This is a genomic window from Desulfosporosinus nitroreducens (genome assembly GCF_023897015.1).
Lineage (GTDB): Bacteria > Bacillota > Desulfitobacteriia > Desulfitobacteriales > Desulfitobacteriaceae > Desulfosporosinus > Desulfosporosinus nitroreducens.
In genome coordinates this window covers 105,154-117,372 of the sequence record NZ_JAMHFY010000017.1, presented here as the reverse complement: position 1 = coordinate 117,372, position 12,219 = coordinate 105,154, and the positions used below count along the sequence as shown (strand labels likewise).

General features: G+C 40.2%; 12 protein-coding genes and 1 pseudogene. 2 read left to right on the top strand and 11 right to left on the bottom strand.

Features of this window, described 5'->3' with window-relative positions; genetic code table 11:
• Nucleotides 1-235: 235 nt before the first annotated feature.
• Nucleotides 236-1,468 carry an SEC-C metal-binding domain-containing protein gene (locus tag M8E35_RS17710; RefSeq protein WP_252470767.1) on the bottom strand — a complete coding sequence of 411 codons (1,233 nt, stop codon included), beginning with the start codon at nt 1,466-1,468 and terminating at the stop codon, nt 236-238.
• Between the two features lie 423 nt (nt 1,469-1,891).
• Nucleotides 1,892-2,284 (bottom strand): winged helix-turn-helix transcriptional regulator, encoded by a 393-nt coding sequence (locus tag M8E35_RS17705; protein WP_252470765.1) that lies wholly within the window; start codon nt 2,282-2,284, stop codon nt 1,892-1,894.
• Nucleotides 2,285-2,454: 170 nt separating this feature from the next.
• Here M8E35_RS17705 and M8E35_RS17700 point away from each other — a divergent pair, with 170 nt between their 5' ends.
• A complete protein-coding gene (locus M8E35_RS17700) occupies nt 2,455-2,841 on the top strand; it encodes a pyridoxamine 5'-phosphate oxidase family protein (protein WP_073031043.1) in 387 nt (128 codons plus the stop codon).
• A 177-nt stretch (nt 2,842-3,018) separates the two neighbouring features.
• Here M8E35_RS17700 and sstT read toward each other — a convergent pair whose 3' ends face one another.
• From sstT to M8E35_RS17665, 7 genes and pseudogenes are all read right to left on the bottom strand, one after another.
• Nucleotides 3,019-4,269: a serine/threonine transporter SstT gene (sstT, locus tag M8E35_RS17695; RefSeq protein ID WP_252470762.1), complete on the bottom strand. Its 1,251-nt coding sequence runs from the start codon at nt 4,267-4,269 to the stop codon at nt 3,019-3,021.
• A 30-nt stretch (nt 4,270-4,299) separates the two neighbouring features.
• The gene (locus M8E35_RS17690; protein ID WP_252470760.1) at nt 4,300-5,481 is read right to left on the bottom strand and encodes a glycine C-acetyltransferase; all 1,182 of its coding nucleotides are present in this window, start codon (nt 5,479-5,481) and stop codon (nt 4,300-4,302) included.
• 17 nt (nt 5,482-5,498) lie between these two features.
• On the bottom strand, nt 5,499-6,545 hold the full coding sequence (tdh, locus tag M8E35_RS17685) for an L-threonine 3-dehydrogenase (RefSeq protein WP_445012476.1): 1,047 nt from the start codon (nt 6,543-6,545) through the stop codon (nt 5,499-5,501).
• Between the two features lie 1,331 nt (nt 6,546-7,876).
• Nucleotides 7,877-8,314 carry a type I restriction enzyme HsdR N-terminal domain-containing protein gene (locus M8E35_RS17680; protein WP_252470758.1) on the bottom strand — a complete coding sequence of 146 codons (438 nt, stop codon included), beginning with the start codon at nt 8,312-8,314 and terminating at the stop codon, nt 7,877-7,879.
• A 105-nt stretch (nt 8,315-8,419) separates the two neighbouring features.
• Nucleotides 8,420-8,575: pseudogene (locus M8E35_RS17675) on the bottom strand (Uma2 family endonuclease); the annotation flags it as partial.
• Between the two features lie 301 nt (nt 8,576-8,876).
• A complete protein-coding gene (locus tag M8E35_RS17670; protein WP_252470756.1) occupies nt 8,877-9,182 on the bottom strand; it encodes an AzlD domain-containing protein in 306 nt (101 codons plus the stop codon).
• Entirely contained in the window at nt 9,172-9,888 is a 717-nt protein-coding gene (locus M8E35_RS17665) for an AzlC family ABC transporter permease (protein ID WP_252470754.1), read from the bottom strand. Before M8E35_RS17665 ends, M8E35_RS17670 begins: the two co-directional genes overlap by 11 nt.
• A 118-nt stretch (nt 9,889-10,006) precedes the next feature.
• On the opposite strand from M8E35_RS17665, the gene M8E35_RS17660 reads away from it, so the two are divergent.
• Complete coding sequence (locus tag M8E35_RS17660; protein ID WP_252470752.1) at nt 10,007-10,894, top strand: LysR family transcriptional regulator; 888 nt, start codon at nt 10,007-10,009, stop codon at nt 10,892-10,894.
• Nucleotides 10,895-11,330: 436 nt separating this feature from the next.
• Here the strand turns inward: M8E35_RS17660 and M8E35_RS26995 are convergent, their stop codons facing one another.
• Nucleotides 11,331-11,414, bottom strand: a complete 84-nt coding sequence (locus M8E35_RS26995; protein WP_366557028.1) for a putative holin-like toxin — start codon at nt 11,412-11,414, stop codon at nt 11,331-11,333.
• A gap of 166 nt (nt 11,415-11,580) precedes the next feature.
• Nucleotides 11,581-12,132 carry a hypothetical protein gene (locus M8E35_RS17655; protein WP_252470750.1) on the bottom strand — a complete coding sequence of 184 codons (552 nt, stop codon included), beginning with the start codon at nt 12,130-12,132 and terminating at the stop codon, nt 11,581-11,583.
• Between the last annotated feature and the right edge of the window lie 87 nt (nt 12,133-12,219).

The window sequence follows — 12,219 nt, the reverse complement described above, 5'->3', positions numbered from 1 at the left end:
AAAAAATCCGTTAAATTTTTTCTCTTGTAACTAAAAAACCTTGCGACTGCATAAGCTGCAAGGTTTTTTAGTTGCTTAAAACTAACTGCTACTGTTTGCTACATTTATCTTTGTTGCAAACCCCAATGATTTTATGTAAGGCTTTCATATCTGTATATCGGGATAACAATTTGAATTTAGACAGGAATAACAATTCCCATAATGCTCTTGTCGGTGTATATTCCATTTATTGTCTTCATTTTTCGCAACACTTCTTATATTTCTTGCCGCTGCCGCAAGGGCAGGGATCATTTCGGCCGACCTTGGTGCGGGTTTGCAGATCAATTACTTTTGAATTTTGCTGACTTATCTTAAAAGGTTCAGCCGGCAAAGGCTTCAAGTATTTTCTTTCTTCCTGGAACAACTCGTTGGGAGTATGTCCCTTTAACACCCACTGGCGAGTATTGTTATATAATTCCATTATTCTTGCTGTTAACTGCTGCACAAATTCAAACGACGGAAACTCTATCCGGCTCTGCAGGTATTGAATAATCAGCGTCGGTTTGGAATCCGCATTGATCATATTGGTTATCTGCAATGCAATTTCGTTGGTTTCCTGATCAGACAGCCTGTAATGCTTTAAAAGGAAACTGATAAAGCTGTTCATCTCCAGTGTTCTGTCAACATGATCCGGATCACCGGCTTTTAACAGCTGCTTTTTTGTAAATGGATAATAATCAACGCCCGGTCTCATTCTGTGTTCTTCAACAATTTTCTTTGCATCGAAAACTCTGTCATCCTGATATCCATATGACGTGTAACTAACCTGTCCATAGAAATCACAGGCAAAGGACATTACATTCATAAATTCCAGAATGTCAACTTCCTGCCCTGTAAGCTCGCTTATCTTCGCTTTAACGGGCCATGCGTCCATGACACCATAGTAATGAAGCAATCCGTGGGTTAAGCGTATCCACTCGGTATTGCGTTGAACAATGTTTTGCAACTCACTGCTATCTATCTGAGAGAAAATGCTTACCAGTTCATTTGGCATAAATAATACCTTTTGATCGTCATATAATCCGGGGAAAATAATACTAAATCCCATGAATGCTTCCGCATTCGAAACAGTAATACCCATATCGGGTATAACTCCCGAATTCTTAATGATTAATTTAATAAAGTCGTACCTGCTTTGATCTAATGTATAGATGACCTTCTTAAACTTCAAAGGAATTAATTTTGCCAGTTCCGATGCCAACTCTGCCTTTCTGAGAGAGCTTAAATTTCTGAAATCATAGTTTTTACGGATTGTATCCATTTCAACTTTTGTTAATCCGTTAATGGTCTCATAAAGGCTACATGGAACATCAACCTTCTTCCAAAGCCGCTTCTCTCTGTTTTCCTGCAGTTGTTGGCTAAAGGCCTTTGCATTTTCCAATGCTCTTATTAGAGCCGCTTCTGTTTTCTTATCAGGTTTCTTTGACATCTCACATCACCCCCGTACCTGTGTAGTCCTCACTACTTATAGAAGTAAGAACTTATAACATTTCTATTTCAATAAGCTGCTTCAACTTTCACAGCCCATATTATATCTGATATAAGCCTCTGGAACAAGCGTTCTCTTGTAACTTTCACATCCGAATCTTAGGTGTTTCACCTCAATTTGTCACGCAGTGCGTGGCGATTTGGTAAAGCTCCTTTACGTATTGATTTCTCTCGCTTGGATCCGGCGATCGGCTATGCTAAACTGAATGTAAAGAACTTCTATGCGAGGAGGTGATTAACCTCATAAAAAGGCTTATCCTAAATTGGCCCGCGCGGGCCAATTTAGGATAAGCTTTAGTTCGTGATGGTGTCGCAAAGAATATTCGGAAGAGGATGTTAACTCTGCCTCTGCGCGTAGTCCACTTCAATCACTTGAGTTTTCGCATTGGTAATCACATTTTTGACACTGGGAAAGGATATACTCGCTGTTCTCCCTGTGGTATGCCCCCGACCATCTGCAGATGCTTTGCAGGATGGGTACAACGGATCTTCCCTTATCCGTCAGGCAATATTCCACTCTCGGCGGAATTTCATCAAATTGCCGTCTTTGCACGATTCCATCGGCAATTAACTCTTTCAAAGTCGTTGCTAAAACCGCGTCCGTGATATTGGTCATTTCCTTGCGCAGAGAGCTGTAGCGCAGAACCTCTTTCTTCGCCAGAACACAGATAATCCGGGATTTCCATTTTCCGCCGAAAATATCCAGGCCATATTCTAGTGGGCAGCGAATATCTTTTTCTAACTTGGGTTTATACATTCCGAACCCCCTCCTGTACCGTCATTATAAAAGGCATACTTTGAAAATACCAGTAACTATGAAATTTATGAGTAACTCATAAATTTGCGGGTATCTTCAAATCACGCTGCAGCTTGACTATACTTAAGTAAAGTATAAAAAAGAGCAAATCAAATAGGAGGGTTCTTCAAATGAATGCAAATGTAGTGAAGCTTCTCAAAGAGCAGATGTGGTATTTAAGTACATATTCGGATGAGCCGAATGCCGTACCCGTAGCTTTCAAGGATGTTACCGATGACGGCAAACTAGTGGTAGGTGATGTGTTTTTGGAAACAACCCTTGCCAACATTAAAGAGAACGGTAAGATAGCCGTTTCTGCCTGCAATGGAGGGACCATGGAAGGATATCAGGTCAAAGGCAAGGCCGAGTACGTGACGGAAGGACCTGTTGTGGAGACTTTCAAAAAGCTTGTCTCGGACATGTTCAAAGGTGCTATGACTGCCAAGGGTGCCCTTATTATCACCCCGGAAAAGGTTATTGTCACCACCCCCGGCCCGGATAACAAAAAAGTTATCTGATCCTATGCAAAAAACCGCTTAGTTTTGTCCTGTAACTAAAAATCCTTGCAACTGCATAAGCTGCAAGGATTTTTGTTGCTTGAAACTGACATAGGAACAGCTAACCCAAATCGCTTTTTGAGCTATCTTTTATATAGAAGACACCTCTTTTCTATCTGTAGTGGGTTCTGGACAAACTCATTTTTGCTCTGCGAAAGTTGATTTAATAATGATTTCTTTTCCGTCTTTACGCATCTTAGCGAATTCAGCTGTTGCAGTGAAAAGTACGTCAGTGGATGAGTTAAGAGCCGTTTCGCAAGAATCTTGTAAAACACCTACGATAAAGCCTACACCAACTACCTGCATAGCAATCTCATTTGGGATTCCAAATAAGCTACATGCTAGAGGAATTAGTAATAGCGATCCGCCAGCTACGCCTGAAGCACCGCAAGCGCTTACAGCCGCTAGCACACTAAGAATTAAGGCCGTAGCCATATCCACTTGAATGCCAAGAGTGTGAACCGCCGCAAGGGTCATAACACTAATGGTAACAGCAGCACCTGCCATATTGACTGTAGCGCCTAAGGGAATGGATACCGAATACGTATCCTTATCTAAACCTAGATTTTCACACAAGGTCATATTTACAGGGATGTTTGCAGCTGAGCTACGTGTAAAGAACGCTGTAATACCACTTTCCCTTAAACACTTTAACACAAGTGGGTATGGGTTTTTACGAATATTCACGTACACAATGATTGGATTGACAACAAGAGCTATAAAAAACATACAACCAAGCAGAAGTACAAGTAATTGCACGTAACTAAATAATGCCTCAATTCCATTTGTAGCAATAGCATCAAATACGAGACCCATGATACCCAATGGGGCTAATTTTATGACCCATCTAACCATTTTTGTCACTGCATCTGAAAAATTTGAAATCATCATTTTTGTAGATTCAGGAGCATTTTTTAAAGCAAAGCCAAGAAGTATTGCCCAAGACAATATACCGATATAGTTGGCATTATAAAGTGCTTTTACAGGGTTATCAACAACATTCAGCAGTAATGCTTTGAGAACCTCTACGACACCTCCCGGGGGCGTCACATTATTAGCGCCCGCTGCAAATGTTAAGGTTATTGGGAATATGAAGCTTGCAACAACCGCTACAAGTCCAGCTAAGAATGTTCCTAAAAGATAAAGGACGATAATGGATTTCATATTGGTTTGATGACCACTCTTGTGTTGAGAGATTGCCGACATGACCAAGAAGAAGACCAATATAGGTGCAATCGCTTTCAAAGCACCTACAAATAAAGTACCAAAAATTGCGATGGGTTTTGCTGTGTCTGGAATCGCTACTGCCAATATAATACCGATAATCAATCCTATAAGTATTTGTTTTACCAGGCTCAGTTTATTCCAGTTGTTCATCAGACTTTTCATAATCACTTTTCCTCCCTAATTAATTCATGATTAGAGTTCCATCTCTTCTTTGACTTGCTTGAAACAAGTAACCGCGAAGTCCAAATCTTCTTTGCTATGGCCAGCCGAAACCTGGATTCTGATTCTTGCCTTTCCCTGAGGCACGACGGGATAAGAAAAAGCTATTACATAAACTCCCTTTTCCAGCATTCGTCTAGCAAATTCTGTCGCCTTTTTAGCATCATACAGCATAACAGGAACAATAGGGTGAGTCCCTGGCTGCACATCTAAACCAATCTTGGCAATTTGTTCTCTAAAATAATGTGCATTTTCATGTACTTTATCCCGATATACAGTAGAACCGTTTAACATATCCAGTGTCTTAATGGCTGCGGCTACAATGGAAGGTGCCAAAGTATTTGAAAAAAGATAAGGTCTGCTTCTCTGCCGAAGAAGTTGGATTATTTCCTTTTTACCACTGGTATATCCTCCGGACGCACCCCCCAAAGCTTTACCTAAGGTGCCAGTAATAATATCCACACGGCCCATCACTCCGCAATACTCGTGTGACCCCCTTCCCTTTTCTCCCATAAATCCAACAGCATGACTATCATCAACCATAACCAACGCATCATATTCCTCAGCTAAATCACAAATACCGGATAAATTAGCAATATATCCATCCATAGAGAAGACACCATCTGTAGCTATCAGTTTAATCTTGGCATTACCCGCCTCGTTTAGCTTGGCCCTCAAATCTGCCATGTCATTATTCTTGTATCTCAAACGCTTTGCTTTGGATAAACGAACTCCATCGATAATGCTGGCATGGTTTAGTTCATCGCTGATAACAGCATCGTCTTCTCCTAATAAAGTTTCAAATAAGCCACCGTTTGCATCAAAACAAGAGGAATATAAAATGGTGTCCTCCATCCCCAAGAAATCGCTAACCGCTCTCTCTAATGTTTTATGTGCTTCTTGAGTCCCGCAGATAAAACGAACGGAAGAAAGACCAAAACCCCACTTATCTAATCCCTCTTTTGCCGCAGCGATTAAGTCTGGATTGTTAGATAATCCCAAATAATTATTAGCACACATATTAAGTACTTGTTTTTCGTCTTGAGTATCTATTCTGCTGCTTTGTGGTGTGGTAATGATCCTTTCTTCCTTGTAGGTACCTGTTTCTTTTATATTTTCAATTTCTTGCTTTATATACTTAATAGCTGTTTTCATGATTTTCCTCCAGCAACTTAGATTTTAGACCAATCCAAAACAATCTTACCCGACATTCCAGAGTTCATTGCTTCAAATCCTTTTTCATAATCTCGAATATCAAATCTATGGGTTATAACACCGGAAATATCCAAACCGCTTTGCAACATGGTTGTCATTTTATACCAGGTCTCAAACATTTCGCGCCCATAAATTCCTTTAATAGTTAAACAGCCAAAAACAACTTTATCCCAATCTATAATTGTGTTTGGTTGTTGAATACCCAGCATTGCAATTTTTCCTCCATGATACATATTATTTACCATTTCCGAAAAAGCCTGAGGATTTCCGGACATCTCTAACCCAACATCAAACCCTTCTTTCATCCCTAATTGCTGTATAACTTCTGATAATTTTTGTTCTTTGGTATTTACCACCATAGTAGCACCCATTTTTTTTGCTAATTGTAACCGAAATTCATTAATATCAGTCACGACAACGTGCCGGGCACCAACATGCTTACAAATAGCTGCAGCCATAATACCTATGGGACCTGCGCCCGTGATCAAAACATCTTCCCCGATTAAATCAAATGATAGGGCCGTATGCACTGCATTTCCCAGGGGGTCAAAACATGAAAGTATATCATCCTCAATATCTGGACTGCATCGCCAAACATTTGTGGCAGGTATTGCTAAATATTCCGCGAAAGCACCATTGCGGTTAACTCCCACACCTTTTGTGTCTTTACACAAATGCCTTTTGCCTGCCAGACAATTACGGCAAACTCCGCAAACTAAATGACCTTCACCGGATACCCGCTCCCCAATCTTAAGGCCCCTGACATTATTCCCAATTTCTGCAATCTCCCCTACAAATTCATGTCCAATAATTAATGGTATAGGTATCGTCTTTTGGGACCAGGTATCCCAATTATATATGTGGACATCTGTACCGCAAATGGATGTTTTATTTATTTTTACTAAAACATCGTTATGTCCAATTTCCGGTACGGGGACCTTTTCCATCCATAATCCTTTCTCAGCTTTGCTCTTGACTAAGGCAAACATTTCTTTTTTATCCAATCTCGACACACCCTTTTGTTTATTTCTTAGAATTTATTCGAATTAATTTTTCCCATAATAAATCTCCGTATAATGTCTAAACTATTTCTAATCTTTGCTCATGCACCTCTCTTTCTTAAAACCAAATGTCCTCGCTGGAGAGACATTAAGTCCAAATATTAAGATAATTCACATTAAAAATACCATTTTTTTTATAAAATGTCCACCCCAGAGAGACACGAAAATATTCCCAATTGATACCGTAAAACTTACGGTAAGGCTGAACGCCTTCTAAAAAGTCCATCTGGTCCCTACCTATGCTCCCTTGCCCACGTTCTCCGCTGATCACCCCGGCCTTTAAAAAAATGCCAGTCCAAATTGAAAGGCGTCTTTCAATTTGGACTAAAAAAGATTGACATTTGAACCTGACTAGGCCTTGGCAGCCATTCTCACTCACAGCATTTGAGAATTTTTTCGGCTTGAACATCCCGTTCTACCAATACAGGCGGTGCCGGGCTTGGACATGTATGTCACAGTAAAACTCCAGATACCGAGATAAGAAAATCTTAAGAATTCATAAGCTGGAATTCCAACATAGCTCCTAGTTCTGATACTTCTCGCTTTACCTTCCATCAATCACCAAATATTTCAAAAACTATGCAAAAGGCGCCTTTAAGCTGGCTTTTATTGTCTTTTGGATATTTATTAACTGCTTCCTCACGGTATTAGTTGAACTTATGGTGGGCTTCCAATAGCCATGGATCAAATCATCGTTACTATTAAAATGCCTATAGGGCGCAGTATGGCTTAAACCGAAAACTTTTTCCTCCCTAAGGGGAACCCATCCCCTATCTAAAATGCCGGTCCCAAAATCGAATGCGTATTCGATTTTGGGACCGGCATGGCGACAGAGCTGATTGTCACCACCCCCGGCCCGGATAATAAAAAAGTTCATCTGATCATATGCAAAAAATCCGTTAAATTTTTTCTCTTGTAACTAAAAAACCTTGCGACTGCATAAGCTGCAAGGTTTTTTAGTTGCTTGAAACTAACATAAGGTTCAATTATCTAAGAACCAAAAATGTGCAATAAATTAAGTAAAGAGATTTTCAAATCTATGCTTAATCCCTCAAATAAATAGGAATGAGCAATTTCATTATATATCATCTGCTCATCAGTATTAAAATTCCAAACACTGCGAAGAAACATCTAATTCTTTCGTCAGCACCAGGACTGCGTGGCCTGCATATACAAAAACACTGCTACTTAAACATAACACTGCAACAAGAGAGCTAATTAAATTAACAGTAGTTTCTTTCATTTTATTCATCATCCCAAGTGCTTTGGGCTCATTAAAAGGTCTTTGTCATTAAACACATTATTGACTGAATAGCATCAACAATAAAATTGACATTCGCAAATTTGTGTGGGTTAGGGTAATCAGGGATATTTTCAAATTCGAGTTTTCCAGTGAAAACGTTCGCTTTCTTCTCAATACCCCAAAACTCAGAATAAGCATCCCCTTTAATCCGATAAACAACCCCATACTGGAGACTGGACTGCGACAAAATCATCTTCACTTGTTCAACGGGAATGGCATCACTTGTTACGAAAACTATCACATAAGGAACTGTTGTTCGCTCTTTGATTAAGACTAAATCCGCTTTAAATGTACTTCCATCTTTCAGAAGAACTGGATAATCAACGATTACTTGTTCTTCTGAATATTTGTAAGCATTAATAAGCAAGTCTTTTGCACTAGTTATTAACTCTCTATGATTATTTTCCAATACATATCATCCTCTCTTTCTTTCGTGTTATTTGTACTATCTGATTTTATTATCGAAGTTTTCAGTTTCCTGGGGAACGGTATGGTTACGGGTTTCCCGTCAATAGAATTGGCCGAAAGTATTGCCGGATATAGCTTGGTATTGCCAGGAAGAGGCTGCTTGCATATAAGGTACACCATCGATGATTTCCCAACGTTCACCTTCCGGCCAGGTTAGGTAATCAGCATAAGTATATTTATCCTTTGATTCCGGAATTGGCATAAAATCGCTCCCTGTTAATATATACCTTTTAAATAGTTTAACATATCCGACATATGGATAACAGATTAGAAGCTAATTTTGTAACCTTTTGGAAACGTTAGAGTAGCTGCTACGTTTGTTAAAAATTTCTTCCCAAACTATTTAGCTCTTTTCTGATACATTTCACTTTATCCAGCGACTGCGAAGCAACATCTAATTCGTTCGTCCCCACCAGGATAGCGCGGTTTTTGCACGATTTTTCTTAGAACATGAAGTTTCCACGAAGATATTAATGAGAGCTTACCGGAAGCAATAGACAGCTTTAAACCATCAACTCAATAATAAAGACTGATAGACAGGCCAGTATGGAAACCTTGAACAGACTGCCGCCGCGATAGGCCAGGATTAAAGCCACACTGAACCCTGCCAGGGCGGACCATAGGCTTGCCGTCGCGCTTAAGATCGCGGGAAAGGTCATCACCGCCAGGGTGACATAGGGAACATAATATAGAAAGGATTTGAGATAAACATTCCTGATTTCCTTACGCATGAAAATCAAGGGAATGAGTCTGATCATATATGTAACGCCTGCCATGACCAGAATATAGAGATAGGTATTACCTCTCATGGGCAGCCTCCTTCACCGGAAACAGGATAGCAGCAATTCCTGCTATCACTACCGTTAAAATAATAATTTTGAATCCTTGCGAGATTTGACTGAGGATGGGTATTTGGGCAAATAACAAACTCAGCAGCATAGAGGACGAAATGATTCCCGTCAACAACTTGTTTCCCTTGGCCGGCGGGACAATCACCGCGATAAACATCCCGTACAGGGCAACACTTAAGGCGCTGATGATCCTTGCGGGCAAAATCTCCCCTGAAACAACACCGCAAAATGTACCCAGCATCCAGCCGGGTATACTGACGCTCATCAAACCGTAATTGTAGAAAGGGTTCAGTTTACCTTCTTTGCAAACAGATACCCCGAATATTTCATCCGTAACGCCGAAGGCCACCAGAAAGCGATGAGGCCAGCCTGCTCCTGCCTCGAATTTTTGCGATAATGAACAGGACATCAGACAATATCTTAAATTAATAACCAGTTGGGTCAGGGCCATTTCCAGATAAGTCGCGGAAGTCCCGATTAAAGCCAGTGCTCCGAATTGTCCGGCTGATGTCAGGTTGGCTGCGGACATGAAGACGGCCTGAAAGGGCGTCATCCCGGCTTTATTCGCCACAATGCCAAAAGTAAAAGAAACCGCGAAGTAGCCGAGAGCGATGGGGATACCGTCTTTGATCCCGTTTTTCCAGGGAATAATCTTATTGCTCATTGAAACTTACCTCTAATCTATCAACATATTTGTTTCATCATACTCTCCCCTCTTGACATAAGTAAAACGAATTTCCATAATGTATATATAAGATTTTCTAATGTATTTGAGGTAAACAATGAACCGCTATAAAGCTTTTATAAAAATCATTGAAACAGGAAGTTTTACCAAAGCCGCTGAAGAACTCGGTTACACCCAATCCGCTATCAGCCAGATGGTCCGCGCCCTGGAGGGGGAACTCTCCACTATACTCTTTTTGCGTTCGCGCAAAGGGATCGCCCTGACGCCTGATGCGGAGGAATTCTTGCCCTACATTAAAGCGGTCCATAATTCCCACCGGGAGCTTGAGGAAAAACACCGGGAAATGCAAGGACTGCAAAAAGGGATTATTCGCATTGGCACCTTTTCCAGTGTCTCAAGCAATTGGCTGCCTGATTTGATCAGGGATTTTAAAGCCAGGTACCCTTCGGTATGCTTTGAGCTTCACCAGGGAGAGTACACCAGCATTGCCCAGTTGATTAAAGAAGGAAGCGTGGATTTCGGCTTTGTCAATCCCGACGCTCAAGCTGTATCCGAACTCAAGACAATCCCCCTCCAACAAGACGAAATGATGGTGGTCGTGCCCAAAAACCACCCCTTAACGCGCAAAAAGAAAACTTTACTTCAGGACCTGGTCAATGAAGCCTTTATCCTCTTGGATGAAGGTCAATTAAGCGTGCCCTTGGAGTTTTTCAAACGGGAAAATCTCCACCCCAACATCCAATACCGTGTTCATGACGACTATACGATTATGTCCATGATTGAAAGAGGCTTGGGAATTTCTATTCTGCCGAAATTAATTATCAGCAGATCCCCTTATCATATCGCAACCTTGGAGCTGTCCCCGCCCATTGTCCGCACCATCTCCCTGGCCTTTAAAAACAAGAAGGTATTGCCCATTGCCAGCCGGTACTTTATGGATTTCATTGTCGAGCAGTATGGAAGGAATTCTCAAGTCACCTGTTGAATGGAATGAGCGGCCTGTCCAATCGTAGACGTGTACGATTGAACAGGCCGCTCATTTCGCATCAGGAATTGGCTCCGGACTTTCTATGGTCTCCGCGCCTGATTTGCATTTGGTCAAATTTTTGTAAGAACAGTTAGTTAATATCACAATACTTAAAAACAGTTTTATAAATAACTGTTATATTCTAATCCCAAAAGCGTGGAGGATAAAGTAGCAGGCACTATGAAAAAACCTATAAAATATCTTATGCCAATGATCTAGCTTTAAATTCATAAATATATGTCTAACACTATCCAAGAGTGATATTTTAAATCAACTGTGGTATACTATAATCAAAGAGGAGTCATGTTAGCGCATGACTCCAATGTAACAGCCACTTAAAGAGCGGACGGCGTCAAAGAGTGCGGAATAGACCGAATCCTTGGGCAGAGGCGGTCTATTTCCGTTTATGGAATGAAAGTATTAACACTACCAATGTTGCAAATGAAATCATCAGCATCAAAGTCTGGTATACTTCCATGGCATCACCTCCCTTCGGAGGAATGCCGACCGCCCTGCAAGCCTTTTCTGTTACAAATAAATTATAGCATACAAGCACTCAATTTTGGGTGCTTTTTATTATGTCTAAAAGGAGCTTCTATCTCTAGACCGTGCCGACTACGTATTAAAAAGCAATATCTTACTCATTATGCCTTAACTGCTTCACTCATTTCCTTTACTATTATTTCTAAATTGTCTCGCCTTTTACCAAGTGCCCAATTATAGACTGTAAATGATTTGTCTTTAACTTCTATAACAAGTCCTTCCTTATTAAAACTTAATGAAGATATTGAGTCGTAGGAGAAAAATCTTTGTCCAATTGCTATACTTTTACTTCCCACTATTAGAGATTGTTTCTGGAGAAAAGAACACCACAATAGATAAACAAGTGCGAATAAAAAAAATGGCATTAGTTTAGTTGTTTTTAAAGTATACACTTCAGTCAAACCAATGCTGATTAGTATTAATATCTGGATTGCTACGTGAAATCTTTCTAGTAATGATTTGAAAAGTATTTTTTCGTATAATTTCATAGCTAGTCTCGGAAATGCGTAAGCATACTCATTACCAGTGACTATAACTGGCAAGATTAGAATGGAATGCTGGTACTTTGGTTCAAATAATAAAAATAATGGAAATAATATAATTAACATTGCGCAATAAGCGAATCTATTGCTGACTTCTGGCTTGTAATCCACCAAAAACCCTCCTAACATGACCTAGTGATACCTACGAAATATGGCTTCAAATAATGCTTTCCTATGCTAAATTATGTATTGAATGAA